This is a genomic window from Bradyrhizobium sp. SZCCHNPS1003 (genome assembly GCF_032381555.1).
Lineage (GTDB): Bacteria > Pseudomonadota > Alphaproteobacteria > Rhizobiales > Xanthobacteraceae > Bradyrhizobium.
On record NZ_JAUHIU010000002.1, the window covers coordinates 105,087 to 131,575 of the forward strand.

25 protein-coding genes are annotated in these 26,489 nt (G+C 65.4%); 17 read left to right on the forward strand and 8 right to left on the reverse strand.

The window, feature by feature from the left end:
- The first annotated feature begins 4 nt into the window (after nucleotides 1-4).
- The gene (locus QX126_RS04250; RefSeq protein WP_315737142.1) at nucleotides 5-463 is read left to right on the forward strand and encodes a PRC-barrel domain-containing protein; all 459 of its coding nucleotides are present in this window, start codon (nucleotides 5-7) and stop codon (nucleotides 461-463) included.
- A gap of 96 nt (nucleotides 464-559) precedes the next feature.
- Nucleotides 560-1,882 (forward strand): MFS transporter, encoded by a 1,323-nt coding sequence (locus QX126_RS04255; protein ID WP_315779512.1) that lies wholly within the window; start codon nucleotides 560-562, stop codon nucleotides 1,880-1,882.
- 14 nt (nucleotides 1,883-1,896) lie between these two features.
- Here QX126_RS04255 and QX126_RS04260 read toward each other — a convergent pair whose 3' ends face one another.
- The 4 genes from QX126_RS04260 to fixL form a co-directional block, all read right to left on the reverse strand.
- Complete coding sequence (locus tag QX126_RS04260) at nucleotides 1,897-2,589, reverse strand: helix-turn-helix domain-containing protein (protein WP_315737706.1); 693 nt, start codon at nucleotides 2,587-2,589, stop codon at nucleotides 1,897-1,899.
- Nucleotides 2,590-2,701: 112 nt separating this feature from the next.
- Nucleotides 2,702-3,106, reverse strand: a complete 405-nt coding sequence (locus QX126_RS04265; protein WP_315737144.1) for a response regulator — start codon at nucleotides 3,104-3,106, stop codon at nucleotides 2,702-2,704.
- A 77-nt stretch (nucleotides 3,107-3,183) separates the two neighbouring features.
- A complete protein-coding gene (gene fixJ, locus QX126_RS04270; RefSeq protein ID WP_315772439.1) occupies nucleotides 3,184-3,801 on the reverse strand; it encodes a response regulator FixJ in 618 nt (205 codons plus the stop codon).
- A complete protein-coding gene (gene fixL / locus QX126_RS04275) occupies nucleotides 3,794-5,305 on the reverse strand; it encodes a sensor protein FixL (protein ID WP_409999071.1) in 1,512 nt (503 codons plus the stop codon). The genes fixJ and fixL overlap by 8 nt, the downstream gene beginning before the upstream one ends.
- A gap of 271 nt (nucleotides 5,306-5,576) precedes the next feature.
- Here fixL and QX126_RS04280 point away from each other — a divergent pair, with 271 nt between their 5' ends.
- The 12 genes from QX126_RS04280 to QX126_RS04335 all read left to right on the forward strand — a co-directional run bounded on the left by QX126_RS04280 (nucleotide 5,577) and on the right by QX126_RS04335 (nucleotide 17,756).
- Nucleotides 5,577-6,410: a universal stress protein gene (locus QX126_RS04280; protein ID WP_315737146.1), complete on the forward strand. Its 834-nt coding sequence runs from the start codon at nucleotides 5,577-5,579 to the stop codon at nucleotides 6,408-6,410.
- A 37-nt stretch (nucleotides 6,411-6,447) separates the two neighbouring features.
- Entirely contained in the window at nucleotides 6,448-6,873 is a 426-nt protein-coding gene (locus QX126_RS04285; protein ID WP_315737147.1) for an HPP family protein, read from the forward strand.
- 215 nt (nucleotides 6,874-7,088) lie between these two features.
- Nucleotides 7,089-8,735 (forward strand): cytochrome-c oxidase, cbb3-type subunit I, encoded by a 1,647-nt coding sequence (gene ccoN / locus QX126_RS04290; protein ID WP_315737148.1) that lies wholly within the window; start codon nucleotides 7,089-7,091, stop codon nucleotides 8,733-8,735.
- A gap of 10 nt (nucleotides 8,736-8,745) precedes the next feature.
- Nucleotides 8,746-9,480, forward strand: coding sequence for a cytochrome-c oxidase, cbb3-type subunit II (gene ccoO, locus QX126_RS04295; protein WP_315737149.1), 735 nt, complete (start codon nucleotides 8,746-8,748; stop codon nucleotides 9,478-9,480).
- Nucleotides 9,481-9,497: 17 nt separating this feature from the next.
- A complete protein-coding gene (locus tag QX126_RS04300; RefSeq protein WP_315715702.1) occupies nucleotides 9,498-9,662 on the forward strand; it encodes a cbb3-type cytochrome c oxidase subunit 3 in 165 nt (54 codons plus the stop codon).
- A gap of 6 nt (nucleotides 9,663-9,668) precedes the next feature.
- Nucleotides 9,669-10,541 (forward strand): cytochrome-c oxidase, cbb3-type subunit III, encoded by an 873-nt coding sequence (ccoP, locus tag QX126_RS04305; RefSeq protein ID WP_315737150.1) that lies wholly within the window; start codon nucleotides 9,669-9,671, stop codon nucleotides 10,539-10,541.
- A 113-nt stretch (nucleotides 10,542-10,654) separates the two neighbouring features.
- Complete coding sequence (ccoG, locus tag QX126_RS04310; RefSeq protein WP_315779514.1) at nucleotides 10,655-12,136, forward strand: cytochrome c oxidase accessory protein CcoG; 1,482 nt, start codon at nucleotides 10,655-10,657, stop codon at nucleotides 12,134-12,136.
- 15 nt (nucleotides 12,137-12,151) lie between these two features.
- A complete protein-coding gene (locus QX126_RS04315) occupies nucleotides 12,152-12,652 on the forward strand; it encodes a FixH family protein (protein WP_315737152.1) in 501 nt (166 codons plus the stop codon).
- Between the two features lie 13 nt (nucleotides 12,653-12,665).
- The gene (locus QX126_RS04320; RefSeq protein ID WP_315779516.1) at nucleotides 12,666-14,867 is read left to right on the forward strand and encodes a cation-translocating P-type ATPase; all 2,202 of its coding nucleotides are present in this window, start codon (nucleotides 12,666-12,668) and stop codon (nucleotides 14,865-14,867) included.
- Entirely contained in the window at nucleotides 14,858-15,043 is a 186-nt protein-coding gene (gene ccoS / locus QX126_RS04325) for a cbb3-type cytochrome oxidase assembly protein CcoS (protein WP_315737154.1), read from the forward strand. The genes QX126_RS04320 and ccoS overlap by 10 nt, the downstream gene beginning before the upstream one ends.
- A gap of 220 nt (nucleotides 15,044-15,263) precedes the next feature.
- Entirely contained in the window at nucleotides 15,264-15,392 is a 129-nt protein-coding gene (locus QX126_RS04330; protein ID WP_315737155.1) for a hypothetical protein, read from the forward strand.
- A 240-nt stretch (nucleotides 15,393-15,632) separates the two neighbouring features.
- Complete coding sequence (locus tag QX126_RS04335; RefSeq protein ID WP_315779517.1) at nucleotides 15,633-17,756, forward strand: HAMP domain-containing methyl-accepting chemotaxis protein; 2,124 nt, start codon at nucleotides 15,633-15,635, stop codon at nucleotides 17,754-17,756.
- Nucleotides 17,757-17,913: 157 nt separating this feature from the next.
- Here the strand turns inward: QX126_RS04335 and glgA are convergent, their stop codons facing one another.
- Nucleotides 17,914-19,329 carry a glycogen synthase GlgA gene (glgA, locus tag QX126_RS04340; RefSeq protein WP_315779518.1) on the reverse strand — a complete coding sequence of 472 codons (1,416 nt, stop codon included), beginning with the start codon at nucleotides 19,327-19,329 and terminating at the stop codon, nucleotides 17,914-17,916.
- 341 nt (nucleotides 19,330-19,670) lie between these two features.
- Here glgA and QX126_RS04345 point away from each other — a divergent pair, with 341 nt between their 5' ends.
- The 3 genes from QX126_RS04345 (at nucleotide 19,671) to QX126_RS04355 (ending at nucleotide 23,241) form a co-directional block, all read left to right on the forward strand.
- Complete coding sequence (locus QX126_RS04345) at nucleotides 19,671-20,738, forward strand: CaiB/BaiF CoA transferase family protein (protein WP_409999072.1); 1,068 nt, start codon at nucleotides 19,671-19,673, stop codon at nucleotides 20,736-20,738.
- A 229-nt stretch (nucleotides 20,739-20,967) separates the two neighbouring features.
- Nucleotides 20,968-22,035 carry an alcohol dehydrogenase gene (locus tag QX126_RS04350; protein ID WP_315776388.1) on the forward strand — a complete coding sequence of 356 codons (1,068 nt, stop codon included), beginning with the start codon at nucleotides 20,968-20,970 and terminating at the stop codon, nucleotides 22,033-22,035.
- Between the two features lie 126 nt (nucleotides 22,036-22,161).
- Nucleotides 22,162-23,241: an isocitrate/isopropylmalate dehydrogenase family protein gene (locus QX126_RS04355; protein WP_315779519.1), complete on the forward strand. Its 1,080-nt coding sequence runs from the start codon at nucleotides 22,162-22,164 to the stop codon at nucleotides 23,239-23,241.
- Between the two features lie 102 nt (nucleotides 23,242-23,343).
- On the opposite strand, the gene QX126_RS04360 is transcribed toward QX126_RS04355, so the two are convergent.
- From QX126_RS04360 to QX126_RS04370, 3 genes are all read right to left on the reverse strand, one after another.
- Nucleotides 23,344-24,165, reverse strand: coding sequence for an enoyl-CoA hydratase (locus QX126_RS04360; protein ID WP_315779520.1), 822 nt, complete (start codon nucleotides 24,163-24,165; stop codon nucleotides 23,344-23,346).
- A gap of 441 nt (nucleotides 24,166-24,606) precedes the next feature.
- Nucleotides 24,607-25,002, reverse strand: a complete 396-nt coding sequence (locus QX126_RS04365) for a helix-turn-helix domain-containing protein (protein WP_015668220.1) — start codon at nucleotides 25,000-25,002, stop codon at nucleotides 24,607-24,609.
- A gap of 7 nt (nucleotides 25,003-25,009) precedes the next feature.
- Nucleotides 25,010-26,230, reverse strand: a complete 1,221-nt coding sequence (locus QX126_RS04370) for a LysR family transcriptional regulator (protein ID WP_315779521.1) — start codon at nucleotides 26,228-26,230, stop codon at nucleotides 25,010-25,012.
- Between the last annotated feature and the right edge of the window lie 259 nt (nucleotides 26,231-26,489).

Below are 26,489 nucleotides of genomic sequence, written 5' to 3' on the forward strand. Positions count from 1 at the left end.
CCTCATGCTGCCGCTGCTGATCGGTCTGCATGCGACTCATGGGCATGCGCAGCAGCCGTCGCCGACACCGCCTGCCAAGGATGCGGCGGCGCCCGCGAAAGAGCCGGCACCACCCCCTTCGGTCACGATCCTCGGCGCGCGCGATGCGCATGGCGTGCTCGGTCGCGACGTGCGCAGCTCGACCGGCGAGGACATGGGCCACATCGTCGACGTCATCGTCGATCTCACCGGCACGGTGCGCGCCGCGGTGATCGATTTCGGCGGCTTCCTCGGCGTCGGCAGCCGCAAGATCGTGGTCGACTGGACCGCGCTCGATTTCAAGCACATTGCCGAGAAGAGCGACCAGGTCACGCTCGACCTCACCAAGGAGCAGGTGAAGGCCGCGCCCGAATACAAGGAGGACAAGCCCGTCGTCGTGCTCGGCGCGTCCGGCAAGCTGTCACCCTGGGATTTCGATCATTGAGTTGATGCGTGAGATTGCCGGTCCGGCCTGCGCGTGCAGCGGAACACGGTGGGGATGTTCTGTCCCGTCAGCCTCATGAGTTGAGATGTGAGAGCCATGCCGATTGCACGGCCGTCGAGATCGCCTGACCGGGAGTCCGAGCCTGACGGCGCGGCAGAGGCGGGCGCGCGTCCGGATGCTGGGGAGGATCATGGCCAGACTTCAAGACCAGCGCCGTCGCGGCAGAGCCTGCGTGGGCTGGACTGGTTCATCTTCTTCCTGGCCGACGTGCAGACCGGCTTCGGTCCCTTCATCGCGGTCTATCTGACGACGCAGAAATGGACGCAGGCGCAGATCGGCCTGGTGCTGTCGATCGGCGGCATCGTCGGGCTGATCGGGCAGATGCCGGGCGGCGCGATCATCGATGCGGCCAGATCCGAGCGCCGCGTCGCCGGCCTTGCCATCGCGGCCATCGGCGGCTGCGCGCTGGCCTATGCGGCTTGGCCGATCTTTCCCGCGGTCGCGGCTGCCGCAACGTTGCATGCGGCGGCGAGCTGCGTGCTGGGACCCGCGATCGCGGCGATCAGCCTCGGCCTGGTCGGGCCGCGCGGCATGGCGGAGCGGCTCGGCCGCAATGCGCGGTTCGCGTCGCTTGGCAATGGCGTGGCCGCGGCCGTGATGGGCACCTGCGGCTATCTGCTGTCCAGCCGCGCCGTGTTCCTGGTCACCTTCATTCTCGCCTTTCCGACGCTGATCGCGTTGTCGCGAGTCCGCGAGCGCGAGATCGACGTCGCGCGGGCGCACGGCCGGGCCGATCACGAGGACAAGGAGGTCGCGCGGCTGTCGAATCTGCTCGGCCTGCTGCGTCAGCGCGCGCTGCTCGTCTTCGCGCTCGGCGTGTTCCTGCTGCAACTCGCCAATGCGGCGATGCTGCCGCTGATGGCCGGCGTGGTGACGACGAAATCGAGCGAATGGGCGCCGATGCTGATCGCGTTCTGCATCGTGGTGCCGCAGGCGATCGTGGCGCTGACCTCGCCCTCGGTCGGCGCGGTGGCGCAGCAATGGGGCCGCAGGCCGCTGCTGATGCTGGGGTTTGCCGCGCTCGCGATGCGCGGCGCGCTGTTCGCGGTCGTGCACGATCCCTACGTGCTGGTGGCGGTGCAGATCTTCGACGGCGTCACCGCGGCCGTCTTCGCCGTGATGATTCCACTCACGGTGGCCGACGTCGCCTTCGGCAGCGGGCACTTCAATCTGGCGCAGGGAATTGTCGGGACGGCGTCGGGGATCGGCGGATCGCTGTCCACCGTCGTCGCCGGCTTCGCCAGCGATCGCTGCGGCAGCGCCACCGCCTTCATGGGTCTGTCGGGCGTGGCGCTGACAGGTCTTCTTCTGATCGCGCTGCTGATGCCCGAGACCGGGCATCGCCGGCGCAGGGCGTGAACGGGCAGGGCGCCTCAGGCGTCCATGCTGCGCAGGCGCTGGCGGTTGCGCAGCACGATCTGGCGGGCACCGGAGAAGCCGAGAACGCCCTGGCTGTGCAACTGCGACAGCGCGCGCGACACGGTCTCCAGGGTCAGGCCGAGATAGTCGCCGATATCGCGGCGGCACATCGGCAGCGCCATCATGCCGGCGACGGCGAGGCGGCGGTCCATCTCGAGCAGGAAGGTGGCGACGCGCTCCATCGCGGTCTTGCGGCCCAGCAGCAGCATGTGGTCCTCGGCATGGCGGAGATCGCCGGCCGTCATGGTCCAGAGCTTGCGGGCGACCGTGACGTCGACGCCTGCGGCCTGTTCGAGGCTGCGGCGTTTCACCAGGCGCACGGTGGTGTCGATGATGGCTTCGGCGGCGAGACGGTGCATGGAGCCGAATTCGAGGCCGAAAACGTCCCCTGGAAGATGGAAGGCGCCGATCTGGCGGCGGCCGTCGGAGAGCAGCTTGTAGCTGCGAACCGCGCCGGAGATCACCTGGTAGACGTACTCGGCCGGCTCATCCTCGCCATAGATCTCCTCGTCCTTCTTGTACGAGAACTCGCTGGCGATCAGCCCGGTGTGGCCGGTGATCTCGGCAAAGGGATTGGCCGCAGGAGAGGGGACGGTGTGGGGAACGTTGGTGCTGACGACCGAATTGATAATCGACTGATTGAGCATGACCATCTCCTTGCGGCGGATGGCGATGTGGTACACGGCGGCTCCCGTTAAGGACATTTCGCGCGATATCTTAAGGGGGGTCCCTTACGTAGATATACGTAGGCCGGCCGGGTCAGGAGACGCGCTGTGCGGTACCCGAATGGTCGTTGGCGATCGCTTTGCGGATCCGCTTCACCAGATTGTCGTCGAGCAGCGGCTTGAGCAGGAAATCCTGGATCCCGACGGCCGCCGCGCGCGCCGCAAGCCTGTCATCGTAGTGGCCGGTGATCAGCACCACCGGAGCGGTGGCGCCCTGCTTGCGCAACCGTTCGGCGAGCTCGACCCCGTTGATCTCCGGCATCTTGTAGTCGACCACGAAGCAGTCGACGGGCGCGTGGTCGGAGGCCTTGAGCAGCGCGGTGCCGCTGCGAAACGTGCGCACGTCGAAGCCGTCAGCCTCCAGCAGGAAGCGCAGCGAGCCGAGGACGTCAGCATCGTCGTCGGCTACGTAGACCGTAAGTTTTGTGTGAGCCGACATCGCACGTGCCGCGAGAATGTGATGTTGAACCGAGGCACAACATAACACTCGATTCTGTCAAGGTATCTTGATCTAGCTCAATCCTTCAGCGCGCCTGCGCGCATCGCCAGGCGCACCAGCTCGGAGAGGCTGTTCGCTCCCATCTTGGTCATCACGTTGGCCCTGTAGACCTCGATGGTGCGCGGACTGATGTCGTATTCGCGCGCGATCAGCTTGTTGGAGAGCCCGGCCATCAGTCCATCCATCACCTGTCGCTCCCGGGGGCTCAGGCTGGCGACGCGTGCCAGGACATCCTGCGTGACCGATTCGTTCTTCGCGGCCGGCTCTGCCTGCTGGATGGCCGTTTCGATCATGGCAACCAATCGCTCGTCCTCGAACGGCTTCTCCAGAAAATCGACCGCGCCGAGCTTCATCGCCTCGACCGCGAGCGGCACGTCGCCATGGCCGGTCATCACCAGGATCGGAAAGCTGCTGCCGGCGGCCTTCATGCGCTTGAGCAGCTCGATGCCGTCGATGCCGGGCATCCGCACGTCCGAGACGACGCAGCCGAAAGGGAGCGTCGGCAGTCGGCCGAGGAAGACCTCCGCGTTCTCGAACAGCGTGACGTCGAAGCCTGATGAATCGAGCAGGAAGTTGAGCGAATCCCGCATCGCCTCGTCGTCGTCGATCACATAGACCTTGGCCCGTTCAGCCATCGTGCTCAACCCTGGTCGAGGCCGCCGGCAGGGTGAAGCGGAACGTCGCTCCGCCCGCCTCGTTGTTCTCGGCCCACATGCGCCCCCCGTGGGCCTCGATGATGGACCGGCTGATCGAGAGGCCGACTCCCATTCCAGTGTCCTTGGTGGTGAAGAAGGTCTTGAAGAGGTTGGGCATGACGTCGTCGTGGAATCCCGTTCCGGTATCGGAGACCGAGACCTCGATCAAGTCGTCGCCGAGTCTGCGATTTGTCGCACTGAGCTCGCGGCGGGCGGAATGAGACATCGCCTCGAGCGCATTGCGGAACAGATTGACCAGGACCTGCTGGATCTGGACCCGGTCGGCCAGCACGAGGTCGGCCTCCGGATTGAGCTGGAAGCGCAACTGGACGTTCTGCTCGCGGGCGCCGGAAAGGCCGAGCGCGCCGGCTTCCTCGATCAGCTTCGACAGGCTCTCGACCCGCTTCTCCGATTCGCCGCGCGAGACGAAGTCGCGCAGACGGCGGATGATCTGGCCGGCGCGAATCGCCTGCTCGGCGGCGCGGTCCATCGCGCTCTCGATCTTGGGCGTGTTCGGATCGCCGCTGCCGGCCAGCAGCCGGCGCGAGCCTTTCATGTAATTGCTGATCGCGGCGAGCGGCTGGTTCAGCTCATGCGCCAGCGCCGAGGCCATCTCGCCCATGGCGCTGAGGCGCGACACGTGGACCAGCTCCGACTGCAATTCGCGCAGCCGCGCCTGGGTCTGCTGATGCTCGGTGAGATCATGGGCGAAGCCGGTGAAATAGGGCTTGCCGCCGGACTGCATCTCGCCGATCGACAGATGCATCGGGAATGTCGTGCCGTCGCGGCGGCGGCCGGTCACGATACGGCCGATGCCGATGATACGGCGCTCGCGGCTGGCATGGTAGCGGGTGAGGTAGCCGGCATGGCGGGAGCGGTCCGGCTCGGGCATCAATTCGCTGACGTCGAGGCCGACCGCCTCCGCCTCGGTGAGGCCGAACATGCGCTCCGCCGCGGAGCTGAAGAACTGGATCGTACCGCTGCCGTCGATCACGATCATCGCGTCCGGCACGGTGTCCAGGATCGAGCGGAAATGCTGCTCGCGCAGCCGCAGCGTCTCCTCCAGCCGCTTCTCCTGGTCGATGTCGAGGGCGATGCCGCGCAGACGGTGCGGTGTGCCGGCCTCGTCGGGGACCACGCCGGCAAGCACGCGAATCCAGTGGCCGCTGCCGGACATCTTGAACGACATGTCGAACCCGGTGCTCTGACGGCGCGAATCCTCGATCGCCGCCTCAACCGGCGCGCGATCCTCGGGCGCCAGCAGCGCCAGGAAGGAGCCGTAGGTCACCGGCTCGTCGGTCGCCACGCCGAACAGCTTCCGCGTCGTCACCGACCAGTAGAACTCGCCCGACGCCAGATCGAGATCCCACGCGCCGAAGCCCAGCGTCCGAGCGTCGTCGGGTCTGGCGGATGCATCCGGGAAGGGTTGGGTGAAGCCGCGCAATTCGAAGCCTTTGATCGATTCGCCGTTGTTCGATTCGCCGTTATCGCCGCAGCCGGGAGGCCGACCACCGCGGTATCCTATACCAGATTGCGCCCCCGCAACCCGGCCCGACTTAAACTTTGGTTCGACAATTCAAGGCTTTCTCCGATCGTGGGCCGGGTTCCAACGGTGTCCTGCCGCCCGTGCTTTACCGCCGCACCTTGATCTATCTCATCACGGCAGGTGATTTCACCTCTAAGAGCTGCATGGAAGCAATGTTTGGAGAGACGGGATGACGTTCGCGACTGTGATGGTGAGCCTTGCGCTCAGTCAGCCGAATGAGGCCCGCCTTCAGGTCGCGGCCGACCTTGCGGCGCGCTTTGACGCGGGTGTCATCGGCGTGGCGGCTGCGGAATTCGCGCCGCCGCTCTACTTCACGACCGGCGAGCAGGCGCAGGATCTGATCGAGCAGGGCGAGGCCGCGCTGCGGAATCGACTGGCCGAGCTCGAACAGCAGTTCCGCACCGCCGTTGGTGACCGGGCTGCGTCGTTGAGCTGGCGCGGCGCGGTAGATTTTCCCGCGCGCCATGTGCTGGCGCAGGCCCGTGCCGCCGACATTCTCGTCACCGGCAGCGTGCCGCCCGGGATGTCCGATGCGTTCGCGGTCGCCAATCCCAAGGATCTCGTCATGCAGGCCGGGCGCCCGCTGCTCGTGGTGCCGGACAACGCCAGTTCGCTCGATCTTGGGACCGTGCTGGTGGCCTGGAAGGAGACATCGGAGGCGCGCCGGGCCCTGACCGATGCCCTGCCGCTGCTCGCCAAGGCGAGCGGCGTCGTGGTCGTCGAGATCCTGGAGAACACCTCGGAATATGACGCCTGCGCAGCGCGTCTTGCGGACGTGGTCGCATGGCTCGGCCGTCACAAGATCGTCGCATCGGCGCGCGTCGCGGAGCCGGGGCAGGGACGGAACGTTGTGGCCACGCTCGACGCCGTCGCCGCCGATCTTTCGGCAGGCCTCGTGGTGGCCGGCGCCTATGGCCATTCCCGGTTCCGCGAGCTCGTGCTCGGCGGGGTTACCGAGCATCTGATGACGCGCAGTGAGCGTTGCGTTCTGCTGTCGCACTGAAATTCGACCCGCTCCATCCGAGAACAGGATTGCCGCCTTGTACAGATTTCTCGAGGAAACCGCCGGCAACTACATGACGCGCAACGTCACGACCGTGAGCCGGGAGACGACGATCCGCGAGCTCGGCGAGATGTTCGACCGCGACGATTTCAACACCTACCCCGTCGTCGAGAACGACGAGGTGATCGGCATCGTCACCAAGTTCGACGTGCTGAAATGCTTTGCCTTCACGCCGAATCAGATGCTGCCGCGCTACAGCGACCTGATGAACCGGACGGTCGCCGACGTGATGACGTCCGAGTTCATCTACGTCAGGCCGGATACGAAGCTGACGCGCGTGCTGCAGCTGATGGTCGAGCATCGCATCCGCAGCCTTCCCGTGACCGATGCCGACAACCGCGTGGTCGGGATCGTCGCCCGCGAGGACATCGTGCGAGCGCTGGCGGCTGCCGCCAAGGATTGAGCGCGGCGCGCTGAGTCCGAAGCCTGCTACGAACGTCTAATGACGGCCGGCATGCATCGCTGCATGCCGGCCGTCGCCGTGTCTGCGACCGAAACCGCGTCGTCGTGCAACACTCCGCCTGTTTACCGGCGAACCGGTCGCAAAGTTGATTTCGATCAATTCCACGTGTGAACGATTGTGGTTGCTGGGCTCGTGTTCTTTCAGCGAGATTCCGCATGAGCGCGTCCTCATCCACAAAATCCATGACCATCGGCGAAAGTGGCTTGTCGCTCACTTTTGCCGTCACCGCCTTCCTGTGCGTCTTCGCTGCGGCGAAGGCACTGGATACGGCCTTCGCGTTCCACGCCTCGCTCGCGGCTGCCGCCAGCGCGGCGTCCGTCTTCTTCATCCTCAACCGCTACTTCGAGCGCGGCGAGCTGCCTCCACAGGAGATCAATGGTCGGCCGAACTACAATCTCGGTCCGATCAAGTTCGCCTCGTTCATGTCGATGTTCTGGGGCATCGCCGGCTTCACGGTCGGCCTCATCATCGCCTCGCAACTGGCCTGGCCCGCGCTGAACTTCGACCTGCCGTGGACCAGCTTCGGCCGCCTGCGGCCGCTGCATACCTCGGCGGTGATCTTCGCCTTCGGCGGCAACGTGCTGCTGGCGACGTCATTCTACGTCGTGCAGCGGACCTGCCGCGTGCGCCTCGCCGGCGATCTTGCGCCCTGGTTCGTGGTGATCGGCTACAACTTCTTCATCCTGATCGCGGGCACAGGCTATCTGCTCGGTGTCACCGAGGGCAAGGAGTACGCCGAGCCCGAATGGTACTCGGATCTTTGGCTGACGATCGTCTGGGTGGTCTACCTGCTGGTCTTCCTGACGACGATCATCAAGCGCAAGGAGCCGCACATCTTCGTGGCGAACTGGTTCTATCTTGCCTTCATCGTCACGATCGCGGTTCTGCACCTCGGCAACAACCCGGCGCTTCCGGTGTCGCTGTTCGGCTCCAAGTCCTACATCGCCTGGGGTGGCGTGCAGGATGCGATGTTCCAGTGGTGGTATGGCCACAACGCGGTCGGCTTCTTCCTGACCGCCGGCTTCCTCGCCATCATGTACTACTTCATCCCGAAGCGGGCGGAACGGCCGGTCTATTCCTACCGGCTGTCGATCATCCACTTCTGGGCGCTGATCTTCCTCTACATCTGGGCCGGCCCGCACCATCTGCATTATACGGCGCTGCCGGACTGGACGCAGACCCTGGGCATGACCTTCTCGATCATGCTGTGGATGCCCTCCTGGGGCGGCATGATCAACGGCCTGATGACCCTGTCGGGAGCGTGGGACAAGCTGCGGACGGACCCCGTGCTGCGCATGCTGGTCGTCTCGGTCGCCTTCTACGGCATGTCGACCTTCGAAGGTCCGATGATGTCGATCAAGGTGGTCAACTCGCTCAGCCATTACACCGACTGGACCATCGGTCACGTGCACTCCGGTGCGCTCGGCTGGGTCGGCTTCGTCTCCTTCGGCGCGCTGTACTGCCTGGTGCCGTGGATCTGGAACCGCAAGGGTCTCTATAGCCTCAAGCTCGTGAACTGGCACTTCTGGACGGCCACGCTGGGCATCGTGCTCTACATCTCCGCGATGTGGGTCTCGGGCATCCTGCAGGGTCTGATGTGGCGGTCCTACACGGCGCTCGGCTTCCTCGAATACTCGTTCATCGAGACCGTCGAGGCGATGCACCCCTTCTACATCATCCGTGCCGCCGGTGGCGCGCTGTTCCTGATCGGCTCACTCATCATGGCCTACAATCTCTGGATGACGGTCCGTGTCGGTGAGGAAGAAGTTCAGTCGCCCGTCGCCCTTCAGCCGGCGGAGTGAGGTATCAACCATGTCTTTCTGGCAACGACACCAAGTCTTCGAGAAAAACTCGATCATCCTGGTCATCGGCATCCTGCTGGTGATCGCGATCGGCGGCCTCGTCGAGATCACTCCGCTCTTCTACCTGAAGAGCACGATCGAGGCGGTCGACGGCGTGCGTCCCTATACGCCGCTCGAGCTGGCCGGCCGCAACATCTACGTCCGCGAGGGCTGCTATCTCTGCCATTCGCAGATGGTTCGTCCGCTGCGCGACGAAGTGGAACGCTACGGCCACTTCTCGCTCGCCGCGGAGAGCATGTACGACCATCCGTTCCAGTGGGGCTCCAAGCGTACGGGTCCTGACCTCGCCCGCGTTGGCAACAAGTACTCCGACGACTGGCATGTCACCCACCTGACCAACCCGCGCGCCATCGTCCCGCAATCGATCATGCCCGGCTATCCCTTCCTGAAGGAGACCGAGCTGAACGCCGACAACGTCGCCGATCACCTGAAGACGCTGCGGGCGGTGGGTGTGCCCTACACCGACGACCAGATCGCCAACGCCGCCACCGACCTCAAGGCGCAGGTCGATCCGGACGGTGCCGGTGCCGAGGCGCTCACCAAACGCTATCCGAAGGCGGTGGTGCGCAACTTCGACGGCAAGGCGGGTGCTCCGACCGAGATGGATGCGCTGGTTGCGTACCTGCAAATGCTCGGCACCTTGGTCGACTTCAAGATCTACAACGAAAAAGCCAATCTGCGCTGAGATCAGAGGCGAACATCATGAAGCCCATCATTGCAGTCGAAAACATCGCGTCGTCACTCGTGACGACGCTGTGGACCCCGATCTTCGTCGCGATCTTCATCGCGATCGTGACCTATGCCCTCTGGCCTCGCAACAAGGCCGCTTTCGACGAGGCGGCGAGCATGCCGTTGCGGGAGGATTAATTCATCATGGCTGACCATACCGAAGTCGACAGTGTCTCCGGCACCCCCACCACCGGCCACGCCTGGGACGGCATCAAGGAGCTCAACACCCCGCTGCCGCGGTGGTGGGTGATCACCTTCTACATCACCATCGTCTGGGCGATCGGCTACTGGATCGTGTATCCGGCCTGGCCGACCATCTCCAGCAACACTCAGGGCCTGTTCGGCTACTCGTCCCGTGCGGACGTGGCGGTCGAGCTTGCCAATCTCGAGAAGATCCGCGGCGCCAAGATGGCGGCGCTCGCGACCGCCTCGCTCGCCGACATCGAGAAGGATCCGGCGATGCTGGCCCTGGCGCGTGCCAAGGGCAAGACCGTGTTCGGCGACAATTGCGCCGCCTGCCACGGGACCGGCGCGGCCGGCGCCAAGGGCTTCCCGAACCTGAACGACGACGACTGGCTGTGGGGCGGCTCGCTGGAGCAGATCCAGCAGACCCTGCTGTACGGCGTGCGCTCGGGTCACCCGAAGACGCGTGAGGGCCAGATGCTCGCCTTCGGCAAGGACGGTGTCCTGAAGCCGGCGGAGATCGTCACGGTCGCCAACTACGTTCGGGAGCTGGCGGGCCTGCCGACCCGGCCGGGTTATGACGCCAAGGCCGGCGCCAAGGTCTTCGCCGAAAACTGCGCGGCCTGCCATGGCGACAACGCCAAGGGCAATCCGGACCTCGGGGCGCCGAACCTGACCGACAAGATCTGGCTCTACGGTTCCGACGAGGTGACCCTAATCGAGACCATCACCAACGGTCGCGCCGGTGTCATGCCGGCCTGGGAGGGCCGTCTCGACCCGACCACGATCAAGGCGATGGCCGTCTACGTCCACTCGCTGGGCGGAGGAAAGTAACGGAAATCCAACGGAACCTTTCCTTCAATTGAGCTGGATCAACTGCGCGGCCGGAGGTGGGAATACCTTCGGCCGCAACTGCGAGAAGATCCCCCAGCCATGACCCGCCAGCCATGAACCAGACGGTAAGACCGGACGACCTGAAGCCTCAGGACCTGCAGCCGGTGGACGATTACGGTCCGCTCTATGCCGCGCACAAGAAGGTCTATCCACAGAGCGTCTCAGGAACCTTCCGCCGGATCAAATGGGGCCTGATGGGCTTCTGTCTCGGTGTCTATTATTTCCTGCCGATCGTGCGCTGGAATCGCGGCTTCGGCGCGCCCGACCAGGCGGTGCTGATCGACTTCCCGAACCACCGCTTCTATTTCTTCTTCATCGAGCTATGGCCGCAGGAGGTGTACTACTTCACCGGCCTCCTGATCATCGCCGCCATCGGCCTGTTCCTGATGAACGCGATCGGCGGCCGCATCTGGTGCGGCTATCTGTGCCCACAGACAGTGTGGACCGACCTGTTCTACGCGGTGGAGCGCCTGATCGAGGGCGACCGCCGGGAGCGCATGAAGAAGGATGCCTCCAACGACCCGATGAAACTGGAGCGGATCTCGGAGCTCGTGCTCAAGCATTCGATCTGGCTGATGATCGCGTGGTGGACCGGCGGCGCCTGGGTGCTGTATTTCAGCGATGCGCCGACGCTCGTGAAGGATCTCATCACCTTCCAGGGGCCGATGCTCGCCTATGTCTGGATCGCGATCCTGACCGCGACGACCTATACGCTCGCCGGCTTCATGCGCGAGCAGGTCTGCGTGTATATGTGCCCGTGGCCGCGCATCCAGGCGGCACTGACCGATGAATGGGCGCTCAACGTCACCTACCGCTACGACCGAGGCGAGAGCCGCATGTCGGTCAAGAAGGCCGCCGAATTGCGCGCGCTCGGCCAGCCGGCCGGCGACTGCATCGATTGCAAGCAATGCGTGGCGGTGTGCCCGACCGGCATCGACATCCGCGACGGCGCCCAGATGGACTGCATCCAGTGCGGCCTCTGTATCGACGCCTGCGATACCGTCATGACCAAGATCGGCCGCCCGACGCGGCTGATCGGCTATGACAACGACATCAACATCCATCGCCGGCAGGAAGGCAAGCCGCCGATCTACAAGCTCGTGCGCCCGCGGACCATCGTCTATGCCGCGATCATCGCCGCGGTCGGCGGTGCCATGGCCTACAAGCTCGCGACCCGGTCGCTGCTCGAGGTCAACGTGCTGCACGATCGCAATCCGATTGCGATCAAGCTATCCGACGGCTCGATCCGCAATGCCTATACGGTGCGCGTCCTCAATAAGCACGGCTTCGATCGCGTCATCGCCATCGACATCGAGGGTCCCGTCAATTCGACCGTTCACGTCGTCGGAGCCGACTCCGTCACGCCGGACCGACCGATGATCGTGGTCGGCCGCGACCAGACCGAGGAGCTGCGCCTCCTGGTGACCGCGCCCGAGGAGAGCAATCCTGCGAAGTCCATCCCGGTGAAGTTCCACGTGACGGATATCGGTCTCGGCGTCGTCGCCTCCGCCACCGACAATTTCGTCAGCCCGTAAGCAAGGAGCCTGTCAATGGCCAGCCGTTCCAATCCTTCTTTCCAGCTGACCGGAGGCATGGTGCTCGCGATGCTCCTTGCCTTCTTCGGGACCGTGATCGGGGTCAACGTCTACATGATGAAGATGGCGATCTCGACCTTGCCGGGCACTGAGGTCGACAGCGCCTACAGCGCCAGCCTCGGCTACGAAAAGGAGATCGCGGCGGCGCGCGCCCAGGAGGCGCGGCGCTGGCAGGTCGAGGCGCATATCGAGCGTGGCGCCGGCGGCGCCGCCATTCTGCAGGTCAACGCGCGCGACGCGAGCGGCAATCCCGTCTCGGGCCTGACCTTCCAGGGCCGGCTCGAGCGTCCCGCCGACAAGCGCGCGGATCAGGAGGTCGCGCTCGCCGAGGTCGGCATCGGCATCTATCGCGGCACGGCGGAGGCGATCGCGCCGGGCCAGTGGGACCTCGTGCTCGAAGGCGATTCCAGCGGCCGACGCCTGTTCATGTCGAAGAACCGCGTGCTGCTGAACTGAAGGGATTTCGATCATGCATGCGACGCGTGACTTCTCTCACTACGTCAAGGATCTCGGGGCAGGGCTGAAGCATATCGACCTCGCGGTCGAAGGCGTCAGCTGCGCCGGCTGCATGGCCAAGATCGAGCGCGGCCTCTCCGCGCTGCCCGACGTGACGCTGGCGCGCGTCAATCTCACCGACCGCCGCGTCGCGCTGGAATGGAAGCAGGGCACGCTCGATCCGGCCAAGTTCATCGATCGGCTCGCCGAGCTCGGCTACAAGGCCTATCCGTTCGAGAAGGCGAGTGCGGAAGCCACCGAGGCCGAGGAGTCGCGCTTCCTGCTGCGCTGTCTTGGCGTCGCGGCGTTCGCGACCATGAACGTGATGATGCTGTCGATCCCGGTCTGGTCCGGCAATGTCAGCGACATGCTGCCCGAGCAGCGCGACTTCTTCCACTGGTTGTCGGCCGTGATCGCGCTGCCGGCCGCGGCCTATGCCGGCCAGCCGTTCTTCCGCTCCGCCTGGCGTGCCTTGAAGACCGGTAACGTCAACATGGACGTGCCGATCTGCATCGGCGTGATCCTGGCTTTGGGCATGTCGATCGTCGAGACGTTTCATCACGCCGAGCACGCCTATTTCGACGCCGCGATCATGCTGCTGACCTTCCTGCTGGTCGGCCGCTATCTCGACCAGAACATGCGGCGGAAGACCCGCGCCGTCGCCGGCAATCTGGCCGCGCTGAAGGCGGAGACCGCGACCAAGTTCATCGGCCCCGACGAGATTTCGGAGGTGCCGGTCGCCGCTGTTCGCGCCGGCGATCTGGTGCTGCTGCGTCCCGGCGAGCGCTGCGCGGTCGACGGCGTGGTCGTCGAGGGCCGCTCCGAGATCGACCAGAGCCTGATCACCGGCGAGACGCTCTACGTGCCGGCCGAGCAGGGCACCGCGGTCTATGCGGGTTCGCTCAACATTTCCGGCACGCTGCGCGTCCGGGTCTCGGCCGCCGCCGAGGGCACCTTGCTCGCCGAGATCACGCGCCTGCTCGACAACGCGCTGCAGGCCCGCTCGCGCTACATGCGGCTGGCCGACCGCGCCTCGCGGCTGTATGCGCCGGTGGTGCATGCGACCGCAGCGCTCACCGTGCTCGGCTGGGTGCTGATGGGGGCGAGCTGGCACGACGCCATCGTCACCGGCATCGCCGTGCTGATCATCACCTGTCCCTGCGCCCTCGGGCTCGCGATTCCGACGGTGCAGACCGTGGCTTCTGGCGCGATGTTCAAGTCCGGCGTGCTGCTCAATGCGGGCGATGCGATCGAGCGCCTCGCCGAGGCCGATCAAGTCATCTTCGACAAGACCGGCACCTTGACGCTGCCGGAGCTCGAGGTCGTCAACGCCGCCGACATTCCTGCAGACGTGTTCGCACTGGCCGGCCAGCTCGCGCTGTCGAGCCATCATCCGGTGGCGGCGGCGGTGGCCCAGGCTGCCAATGCGCGTTCGCCGCTGATGGGCGCGGTCGAGGAGCCGGGGCAGGGTGTCCGCGCCGTCGTCGACGGCGTCGAAATCAGGCTGGGGCGTCCGGCTTTCTGCGGCGCGGAGGCGCTGGTTGCGCAGACCAGCAGCGTCGATCCCGAGGCTTCGGTGGTTGCCTTCAGCCGCGGCGATAGCAAGTACCTGTTCTCGGTGCGCCAGGGCCTGCGCCCTGACGCTGCCAAGATCGTCGCCGGCCTGCAGCGGCGCGGCATCAAGGTCGAGATCCTCTCGGGCGATCGCGAGGCGGCGGTGGCCGCAGCCGCCATGGCGCTCGGCATCAGCGAGTGGCGCGCCGGCGTGACGCCGGCCGACAAGATCGCGCGCATCGAGGAGCTGAAGCGGGCCGGGGTCAAGGTCATGATGGTCGGCGACGGCATGAACGATGCGCCGTCGCTCGCCGCCGCGCACGTTTCGATGTCGCCGATTTCGGCCGCGCATCTCAGCCAGGCCACCGCCGATCTCGTCTTTCTCGGTCGTCCCTTGGCGCCGGTGCTGGCCGCGATCGACTACGCGCGCAAGGCGCTGCATCTGATGCGGCAGAATCTGTGGCTCGCGGTCGGCTATAACGTCCTGGCGGTGCCGCTTGCGATCAGCGGCGTCGTCACCCCGCTGATCGCGGCAGCCGCGATGTCCGGCTCATCGATCATCGTCATGCTGAATGCGCTGCGTGCCCGCAAGGTGGCTGGGGAGGCCGTGTCATGGAAGTGATGATCATTCTCGTTCCGCTCGCTTTGGCGCTCGGCCTTGCCGGTCTGGTCGGCTTTCTCTGGTCGCTGAAGAGCGGCCAGTACGACGATCTCGAAGGGGCGGCTTGGCGCGCGATCGCCGACGACGATGAGCAGGCCCCGCCGGCTCAATCCGAGCCCGCGCCGAGCCGGTCCTGAACGCCCGGCAGCGTCAGCCAACGCGCCAGACATCCCGCGACCGCGAGCGCGGCGGCGATGCCTGCTCGGCGCAGTTGCTGGCGATGGTCTCGCCCCGCTGAACGAAGATCAGCGTCGCTATCGATAGGCAGGCGCTATCATCGCGATTGGACAACGGCATTTCTCAAGCAGCGCAGGCCGCGCGTGCAATGCGAACGCCCGATGACGGGCGACGGCATTCATGAGGACGAGAGCCACGACCCGCCCGTGCAACATCCTGGAGCGCAGGCCCTGGTCGGGCGAGCACGATCCGCTCTCCGGCGAGGTGTTACGCGATTCGTCGGTGACGCTCGCAGCGGCTGCGGAGTAGAGGGGCCGATGCGCTGAGTCGATCCGATTAGTGCGGCATCTCGGCATTCCGATACCGCTCGGATCAACTCAGTTTAAGGGATTAGTCGCCATTCGTTCTTAATCATTATGGCGCGGCGGCGTCGCCGCGATCCTTGTTTGCCGACCGTGCGAAGACGTCGCCGGAGGGCCGCTGCGCAAGCGCGTATCGGCCGATGCGAGCGTGACCGGCCGGGCAGCGGTATTTGATTGGGATTGGCCAATGTCCGAACGCGCGGTGCTGCAGAATGAGACGGTTGAGCCGGAGACCGGTGCGGTCAGCCTCAAATGGAAAATTCTCGCCGGCAATCTGCTGACCGGATTTTTCGCGATGGCCTTCGCCTTTGCGCTCGCGTGGAGCGGGTGGGGCGACTTGCGCAAGCGCGAGCAGGCGGCCCGGGTTCTGGACGCCTTCGAGCTGGCACTGAAGGTCAATGCGCAGATCCCGCTCGAGCGCGGCCAGTGGAATCTGCTCGCGGCGGCCGGGTCCGCCTCGGCGGATGATGTCGCCAAGCTCGACAAGGCCATCGCCACGACGGACGAGTCGCTGGTCCAGGCCAAGACCGCCGCGGAAGTAGCGGGACTGCCGACCACCAATCTCGATGCCGCAGCGACGACATTGCGCGGCGTCCGTTCCGCGGCGCGCAGCGCGGCACCGCTTCCGGCCGCGCAGCGTCCGGCGAACATCCAGGCGACGACCACGGATGGTCTCGGTCGCGCGGCCGAGTCTCTGAATGCCGCCATCGACGAGTCCGCGATCGAGCTGTCGCGGGCCGGCGGCGAGATCGAGAACCTGTTGCCGTCGGCCCAGCTTGCGCAATTGGCGCAATCGATGCGCACGATCAATGGCGCGCGCTCCGCCGTGTTGCGCTTCTTCATCCAGAACACCAGCTGGACCCCGGCGCGTCTTGCCGAGGTGACCGAGCAGAGCGGCCAGGTGACGTTGCTGTGGCAGCAGATCGAGCTTGCGGCGCGCAGCGTTCGCAATACGCCGGAAGTGTCCGCAGCGCTCGAGCACGTTCGCACGACCCTGATGGGCGCGGGCGAACAGCGCTACCGTCAACTCGTCACGGCGGGGCGCGACGGACAGCCGTCGCCGGTCACGGCGGAGGAGTGGGGCCGCTGGACGACGCCGATGCTGAACAACGTCATCGTGCTGCGCGATGCGGCGCTCAAGTCCGCGCATCAGGCCATCGATCAGGCCATTGGCGCGGCGCGGCTGCGGCTGTTCATCGCGCTCGGCGTTCTGCTGCTGGTGGCGATCGTGTCGGTCGCCGTGGTCATCGGCATCGTCCGTGGCGTCGTCGGCCCGCTGGTCGGACTGACCGGCGTGACCCTGCGGCTCGCCAACGGCGAGCTGAGCGCCGACATTCCGAACGAGTCCCGCAAGGACGAGATCGGCGCGATGGCGCGCGCCCTGAAGATCTTCAAGGATGCGCTGATCGCCAAGAAGGCCTCGGACGAGGCCGCGCAGCGCGACGCGCAGGCGCAGATCGACCGGGCCCGGCGGCTGGATGCGCTGACGCGCAACTTCGAGTCGACGATCGCCGACATCGTCAACACCGTGTCGTCGGCGGCCTCGGGCCTCGAAACGTCAGCGGATATGCTGACAAACACCGCCAACCGCTCGCAGGAGCTCAGCACGGTGGTGGCGGCTGCGTCGGAGGAAGCTTCCGCCAACGTTCAGTCGGTCGCCTCCGCCACCGAGGAGCTCTCCTCGTCGGTGACCGAGATCAGCCGTCAGGTCCAGGCGTCGGCGCGCATGGCCGGCGACGCCGTGCAGCAGGTGCGCCAGACCAATGGGCGCGTCGCTGAATTGTCGCAGGCCGCAGCCCGCATCGGCGACGTCGTCGAGCTCATCAACAGCATTGCCGGACAGACCAATCTGCTCGCACTCAACGCCACCATCGAGGCGGCGCGCGCGGGCGACGCCGGGCGCGGTTTCGCGGTGGTCGCGACCGAGGTCAAGGCGCTGGCCGAGCAGACGGCGAAGGCGACCGAGGAGATCTCGCAGCAGATCTCAGGCGTGCAGGCCGCGACGCAGGAATCGGTGAATTCGATCCAGGCGATCAGCTCGACGATCGAGCGGCTTGCCGAGATCGGCGCGGCCATTGCGGCGGCGGTCGAAGAGCAGGGGGCTGCGACGCAGGAAATCTCCCGCAACGTGCAGCAGGCCGCCCACGGCACCCAGCAGGTCTCGTCCAACATCACGGACGTGCAGCGCGGCGCCTCGCAGACCGGCTCGGCCTCCGCCGAGGTGCTGTCATCGGCCAAGTCGCTCGCCGGAGATTCCAACCGGCTCAAGCGCGAGGTCGGCAGCTTCCTGGAAGCGGTCCGCGCAGCGTAAGAAGCCCGCCTTTCAAGCGCACAAGAAAAAGCCCGGACGACGTCCGGGCTTTTGTTGTTTGACCGTAGCCCGGATGAGCGAAGCGATATCCGGGGCCTGTTCGACAGGATGAGATGAACCTGGATGTCGCTTCGCTCATCCGGGCAACGGGAGCGGGCTACGACGCCAGCATCTTCCGGTACAGCGCGTTGTAGCAGGCGGCCGACAGGTTCCAGCTGAAGGAGCGTGCCATCGCCGACAGCCGCATCGCGTTCAGTCGCTCGGTGCTGGTGAACGCGGAGAATGCGCGCTTCACCCCGCCGAGGAAGGATTCCGCCGACGGCTTCTCGAACAGGAATCCGGTCTCGCCATCGGTGATGGTCTCGGCGAGGCCGCCGGTCTGGTGGCCGATCGGCAGCGAGCCGAAGCGCTGGGCATACATCTGACTCAGGCCGCAGGGCTCGAAGCGCGACGGCATCAGGGTGAAGTCGCTGCCGGCGAAGATGCGCCGCGCCTGCGCATCGTTGAAGCCAATGGCGACCCCGATCGCGTCCGGCCGGCGGCGGTGAGCCTCCAACAGCGCGCGCTCGATGGCGGGCTCGCCGGTGCCGGTGACCACGATCTGGCCGCCGGCGCCGACGATCTCGTCGGCGGCTTCCAGCACCAGGTCGATGCCCTTCTGATGGACGAGGCGCGCGACGATGCCGAACATCGGACCGCGCGACACGGCGAGGCCGAACTGCTTGCGGACGTAGTCGGCGTTGGCCTTCTTGCCCTTCCAGTCGCCGGCGGCGAAGGGCTGCGCCAGCTGCTGGCAGTAACGGGGATCCCAGCTCTCGTCGATGCCGTTGAGAATGCCGGTCAGCTCATGGGCATTGGAGCGCTGCCGGAGCAGGCCCTCCAGCCCGCAGCCGAGCTCGGGCGTCGTGATCTCCTGGGCGTAGGTCGAGCTGACCGTGGTGAGATGCGACGCATAGACCAGGCCGCCCTTGAGAAAGGACAGCTTGTCGTAGAACTCCAGACCGTCGATGTGGAACGAGGATTCGGGGGCGCCGATCCGGCGCAGCGACTCGCGCGGGAACAGGCCCTGATAGGCGAGGTTGTGGATGGTCAGGATCGAGGGAACCTCGACCCCGCGCCATGCCAGATAGGCCGGCACCAATGCGGCCTGCCAATCGTTGGCGTGCACCAGATCGGCTGCCCAGTTCTCATCCAGCGTGCCCGCCGCCAGCTCGGCGGCGGCGGCGGCGAGACGGCCGAAGCGGATGTCGTTGTCCGCCCAGTCCTGCCCGTTCTCGTCGCCGTAAGGATTGCCCGGACGGTCATAGAGCTCGTCGCAGAGCAGGACGTAGACCGGCAGGCCGTCGCGGGTCGAAGACCGTCCCAGCGCGCAGGCTGGCATCTCTGCCAGAGGAGCGCATTGGCCGACGATCTCGATGTGAGTGAGTTGCTCGATCACGTCCCGGTAGCCGGGCAGCATGATCCTGACGTCGGTGTGTGAGCGTAGTGCCCGGGGAAGTGCCGCCGAAACGGCAGCCAGTCCGCCCACCCGGACGAAATCGTCCATTTCGGTCGTAACGAACAGAACCCGCAAGAGATGTCCTCGATCAAGCCCCATGTTCGTCCTATGCAAGAAAAGGTCCAAATTCAGTCGTGACAGAAAAGCGTCGCCCCACCGCGGCGGAAGGCCAAACGCTTTCGACATCGAATGGTTCGAACTAGACTCCCCACGCACCGCGCCCGATGGCTTACGCTTCGTGAATCGGCGAAGAGGAAGTGGATCATGCCGGCTTCGGCGTGCGGAAAAGAGAACTCCACCAGGGAGCTGCGCTCGTGAGTCTAGTTGGAAACGATGAGAGCCGTTTGACAGGATGCTTCGCGGGGCTGCGCGTCCTGGATTTTTCGACCACGATCGCCGGCCCGCATTGTGCACGCATGCTTGCAGACATGGGTGCGGAGGTGATCAAGATTGAGTCAGCCGAAGGTGAAACCATGCGCATCCGGCCTCCGATGCGCGGCGGCTGCTCCACCGCCTTCGGTCAGCTCAACGTCGGCAAGAAGAGTGTCGTGCTCGATCTGAAATCGCGCGATGGCGGCGACGCGGTGCGTCGGCTCGTCACAGGTGCCGACATCCTGGTCGAGAATTTCCGCCCCGGCGTGATGCAGCGGCTCGGGCTCGACGATGCGACCTTGCGCAAAGTGAACCCGCGGCTGATCTACTGCTCGATCTCCGGCTACGGCCAGACCGGCCCCTCGGCGGAGCTTCCGGCCTATGCGCCGGTGATCCACGCGGCCTCGGGCTATGACATGGCGCATCTCGCCTACCAGCCGGGGCGCAGCCGGCCCGATTATTGCGGCATCTATCATGCCGACGTGGTGACGGGGACCTATGCCTTCGGCGCCATCGCCTCCGCCCTGTATCAGCGCGAGCGCACCGGCCGCGGCCAGCACATCGACTGCTCGATGCTGGAATCGATGCTGAGCCTGACCTTGAACGAGATCCAATGGTCGCAATTTCCCGTCGCGCAGCCGTCGCGGCCGACCTTCGGCCCGGCGGAGTGTCGCGACGGCTTCGTGATGATCGCCATCGCCAGCGAGAAGACGTTCCAGAACCTGATGACAGTGATCGGACATCCGGACTGGGTCGATGATCCCAGATTCGCAAAATATTCCGACCGGCGGGCAAACTGGGGCGCGCTGATGGATGGCGTCGAGGCCTGGTCGCGCCGGCTCAACGTCGCCCAATGCCTGGAGGCATTGAACGCGGGCGGCGTGCCCAGCTCGGCCTACCGCAGCGTGGCCGATGCGCTGGCTGATCCGCAGATCGCGCATCGCGGCGCGCTGGCCGACGTGGAGGATGCCGCCGGGACCTTCAAGGTCGTCAACCTGCCGTTCCGGATGTCGGAGGCAAAGGTTGCGGCGGGCCCGCGGGCTGCAAGCCTCGGAGAGCACACCGTGGAAATCCTGCGGGGGGCTGGCGTAAGCGACGCTGCAAGACCTTGAGCTCGTGAGCCAATCCGCTGCAGGGCTGCCATGACCGCACATGTTGCGCGCAGCCTTGCCGCTCCTCGCGTTTCCAGCCAATGTCGCGATATCGCAAGAACAGTCCGGACCAGCCGGACGCGCTCATGCCGGGAGGAGGTCCAAGGCGACGTTGCCGCGCGCAGCCTCGCCGCTCGTCCCGTCGATGCGCCGTCTGGGCCCGCCCGCATCGGACTACGGGAGTGAAAGCATGAAGAGCTTCAAGGTCACCGATTTCAATGCACCGCTGACCGAGGTCGACGAGCCGACACCGCAGCCCTTCGGCAAACAGGTGCTGATCAAGGTGAAGGCGGCCGGCGTCTGCCATAGCGATCTGCACATCTGGGAAGGCGGCTATGATCTCGGCCACGGCCGCAAGCCGCTGTCCCTCAAGGATCGCGGCGTGTCGCTGCCGCGGACCATGGGCCATGAGAGCGCCGGTGAGATCGTGGCGTTCGGGCCCGAGGTCACCGAAGCCGAGAAGGGCGGGCTGAAGGTCGGCGACGTCGTGCTGGTCTATCCCTGGATCGGCTGCGGCAAATGCGCCACGTGCCTGGCCGGCGACGAGAACATGTGCCTGAAGCCGGCCTCGCTCGGCGTCTATTGCGACGGCGGCTATGCCGACCACATGACGGTACCGCATCCGCGCCACCTGATCGATCTCAAGGGGCTCGATCCGGTGACGACCGCGCCTTACGCCTGCTCGGGCGTGACGACCTACAGCGCGCTCAAGAAGGTCGAGAAGGATTTCGACACGCCGATCGTGATCTTCGGCGCCGGCGGGCTCGGGCTGATGGCGCTGTCGCTGTTGAAGGCCATGGGCGGCAAGGGCGCGATCGTGGTCGATATCGACGCGCGCAAGCGCGAGGCCGCGTTGGCGGCCGGCGCGCTGGCGGCGGTCGACGGCAAGGCGCCAGACGCGCTCGAGCAATTGAACAAGGCTGCAGGCGAGCCGATCCGGGCCGTCATCGACCTGGTCGGCAATGCCGCCACCGCGCAGCTCGGCTTCGACTGCCTGACAAAGGGCGGCAAGCTGGTCATCGTCGGCCTGTTTGGCGGCGGTGCGCCGTGGGCGCTGCCGCTCATTCCGATCAAGGCGGTCACCATCCAGGGCAGCTATGTCGGCAATCTCCGCGAGACGAAGGAGCTGCTCGACCTGGTCCGCGCCAAGAACATCGCGCCGATCCCGGTGACGCCGATGCCGCTCGCCAAGGCCAACGATGCCCTGCGCGAGCTGCAGAAGGGCCAACTCGTCGGCCGCGCCGTGCTGACGCCGTAACTCCCAGCCACTCCCGTCATTGCGAGGAGCGAAGCGACGAAGCAATTCAGAGTCTCAACCTGAGCCCTGGATTGCGTCGCTTCGCTCGCAATGACCGAGCTAACTCACTCGTATTGCGAAGAAAACATGCCCTCCACCAACGCACTCCACATCGCAGTCCTTCCCGGCGACGGCATCGGGCCGGAGGTCATGGCGCCAGCGCTCGAGGTGCTGCGCAAGGTCGAGGCCAGGGCCGGCCTGTCGTTCCGTTTCACCGAGGCCCAGGCCGGCGCCACCAACTATCTTGCGACCGGGGTCTCGATCGCCGACGCCACGATCCGGCTGTGCGAGCAGGCGGACGCGATCCTGCTCGGCGCCTGCGGCCTGCCGTCGGTGCGCTATCCCGACAACACCGAGATCGCGCCGCAGATCGAGCTGCGCTTCCATTTCGATCTCTATGCCGGCGTGCGGCCGGCGCGGCTGATTCCGGGCGTGCCGAGCCCGATCGTCGGCGCCGCCGAGCACGGCATCGACTTCGTCGTCATCCGCGAGTCGACCGAGGGCCTGTTCGCCTCGATGGGCAAAGGTGTGGTGACACATGAGGAGGCGCGCGAGACGCTCGTCATCACCCGCAGGACGTCCGAGCGGCTCTTCAACTTCTCCTTCAAGCTCGCCGCCCGCCGCAAGGATCGCGGCCGCTCGGGGACATTAGCCTGCGTCGACAAGGCCAACGTCTTCAAGGCCTTCGCCTACTTCCGCAAGATTTTCGACGAGGTCGCTCAGCTTCATCCGGATGTGAAGGCAGATCATCTCTACGTCGATGCGTGCGCGTTGATGCTGGTGAAGCGCCCCTGGGATTTCGACGTCCTGGTCACCGAGAACATGTTCGGCGACATCCTCTCCGATCTCGCCGCCGGCCTCGTCGGCGGCATGGGCATGGCGCCCTCGGCCGACATCGGCGACCGCCATGCGGTGTTCCAGCCCTGCCACGGCACTGCGCCCGACATCATGGGGCAGGGCAAGGCCAACCCGACCGCGATGATCCTGTCGGCCGCGATGATGCTGGACTGGCTGGCGGACACCCATGGCATCGAGGGCGCAGCCGAGGCGGCCCAGCGGATCGAGCAGGCCGTCGACCAGGTCTATGCATCCGGCCTCAAGCCGTTCGAGTTCGGTGGCAATGCCGGCACGATCGACGTCACGAAGGCGGTGCTGGAGGCGCTTTAGAGCATGATCCGGAAAAGTGGGAACCGGTTTCCGAAACGATCATGCTCAAACAATGAGAGATAGGATCATGATGCGTTTTCTTGGAAGCGCATCATGATTTAATTAGCGTCCCTTGAAGGCCGGCTTGCGCTTCTCCATGAAGGCGCGGCGGCCCTCGCGGAAATCCTCCGAATCCATGCAGGCATCGCCAATCCGCTTGATCGCGGCTGTGTCGCGGCGGCTTTCGTCCTTCAGCACTTCGGCGATGGTGATCTTGGCGGCCTTAACCGCCAGCGGCGCATTGCCGGCAATGGTGCGGGCGATCTCCAGCGTGGCCGGCAGCAGCTCGTCGATGCTCATCATCCGATCGACGAGGCCGATCCGCAGCGCCTCCGCGGCATCGATCCGCAGGCCCGTATAGAGCAGCAGCCGCGCCTGCGACGGGCCGACCAGGGACACCAGATTGCGGAGGCCGTCGTAACCGTAGGCGATGCCGAGCCTGGCGGCGGGGATGCCGAACTGGCTGTCCGCGGCGGCGAAGCGCATGTCGGTCAGCATCGCGATCTGCAGGCCGCCGCCGAGGCAGAAGCCGCGGATGCAGGCGATCGTCGGCTTCGGGTAGCCGGCGAGCAGCGCCCGCTGGGCGGCGCTTCGCTCGGCATAGGCCTCGGAGGCTGCGGCATTGTGGCGGCTCTGCTCGAACTGGCTGATGTCGGCGCCGGACACGAAGGCCTTGTCGCCGGCGCCGGTCAGCACCACGACCCGGATCGCCTCGTCGTCGCGCAGCGCCACCAGCGCCTGGCCGAGCCCCTCCCACATCTCCAGCGACATCGCATTGCGTTTGTCCGGGTTGTTGAAGGTGATGATGCCGACGCCATCGCCCGCTCTGGTCATGAGGATCTTGTCCCCAGCGAAGGTGGTGGGGAGCTCGGAGATGGTCGGCATGAAGGGTCCGTCGGCAGGAGGGCAGGCGGCCGGCATCGTTCACCGCGCCGGTGACGGCGTCAATGTGAGTTCAGGACATGATGGGCAGGCAAGGGACGTCCGGGCCGATGCTCTCGACCTGTGCACGGATCGTCCAGGAGAGAACGCGAGCCCTTCACGATCAGCGTCGGCCGGACGGGACCGAAACGCCGGCATGCCGCCACTTCCTATGACGGCAGGGGAGCACGAAAAAATAAAGGCGACGAAGCCTCAGACCGCGCAGCGATCGCTGGGCGGACGAGAAGGGCCGGTGTGTCGGCCACGCCGATCGCTCGGCCTTGAGCCGAGGCAGTGAACTCGCCCGAGCTGGCAGATCGCCTGGCGCCCCCAAGTTGCGCCCTCGAGCGAAGATGGCCCATATCCATCACGGGCAGACGTGTCTGACGGATCAGACAGCCTTGCCTATTCTTCGTTCGCTGCGATCGATTCCATCAAGGATACCAGCTGACGTTGTACCGTCTGGTCCTTGATCTTGCTGTAGGCGCGCAGCAACCGCAGGCTGAAGGCGCTGTCCAGGAACAGGAGGCTCTCGACCTCACGGGCCTTGCTGTCGCCGTCGTAGAAGAACGTCACGGGCACGTCGAGCGCGGTGGCGATCTGCTGCAGACGCGCAGCGCCGACCCGGTTGACGCCCTTCTCGTACTTCTGGACCTGCTGGAAGCTCACGCCGAGCTTCTCGCCGAGCTCAGCCTGCGAGATCTTCTGCTCTACACGCCGCAGGCGAATCCGCTTGCCGAGCTCGATGTCGGGCTTGCCCGCACTGCGCTGCTTCATTTTCTTTGCCGCTGATTTGTTCATACTGATTTTACCGTCCTTCCATCGGAAAGCCCCCGAAAAGATGGGTCAGGGGTTCACCCATATATACTGTTTTAAGTTGCTGTGGATGGATGAATTCGTCCTTAAACCACGGGTATTTGCCAGGGTTAAAGGCCTCCACCAGCCAGTCGATCATGTGACGCACCCTAGGGATGCGTCCAGTGGTGGCATGGTAAGACAGCCAGATGTCGTAGGACCACTTGAGATCAACCTCAAGCGGTATGATCTTCCCGCCCAGGGCACTCGCGTAGGTTGGGAAGACTCCAATACCGGCGCCGTGCGCCACCGCCCAGTAATTGGCGCTCGAGACATTGGTGGTCATCGCGATCAGGTCCCGCTGCTCAAAACCGGGAAAGATGGTGGCGAAGGCGGCGTTGGCGGCGGCTTCGTCCGCCACCTGCAGAACCAAGCGATGTTTGACGAGATCGTCAATCGTCTTTGGGATGCCAAATATCTCCAGATATTTCTCGCTCGCAAAGCACATCAGGTGCATGCGGCCGAGCCGGACCAGCTTGACGTCGAGCGCCGCCGGCCGGGTGAGGTGGATGGCGACATCGGCCTCGTGACGCGACACGTCGGCCGAGCGCATCGCGCAATAGAGGTCGACCATGACGTTGGGGAAGCTCTGCTGAAATTCGACCAGCCGGGGCGCCAGCCAGAACGTGCCGAGCCCCTCGGTCACCGCGACCCGGACCTCGCCCGACGCGGCGCCGGCGAGACCATCGCCCGCGCGCAGCAGCTCGAATGACGCGGCCTCCATGTGCTCAACGGCGGAGACCACCAGCGCGCCTTCGTCGGTCAGCCGAGCGCCGTGGACATCGCGCGTGAACAGCGTCGCGCCGATCTGCCGCTCGAAATCATCGATGCGCCGCCGTACGGCATTGATCGAGAGCGTCAGCCGCTCAGCCGCGGAGCGAAAGCTGCCGGCCCTGACAACCTCGAGGAAGATCCGCGCTGCATCCCAGTCGGTGAGACTTGCCAGCGCCGATTTGCTCACGGTTGACTTGGCCGGGGCGGCCCGGCCCGTCACAGTTCTTGCCGGCTTGCTCGCCGCGGCGCCACTGGCGCCGCCACTCTCTCGGCTCAGTTCGATGCTCGATCCTGCCGCAGCAGACGAGTCGCCGTGCTCCCCTGGCGCCAGCGTCGCAGGGGTCTCGGCTAGGTCCTGGCGTTCCTTCTGAGGAACGCCCCGTTCCGCCGCAACGCGCATACAAGCTCTCTCCGCCTGCTAGAGTGATTCCGATAAATTACGGGCAAGACACGTTCGTGCCATGATTTGGTTGAGCGATCGAGGGTCGATGAGTCTGCTACCTTCAGTTCTCTGCAGCATGGTCTTACCGCCAGCAGACGCGCGGTCTGACACATCATGTAGGACAAGGACACGCTTAGCGCGAGTCGAATCTAAGATCGATGGTTTTTGCCTCGACCGCAATGAAATGGTATTCGAAGATGGTCCGTTGTCATGCTAT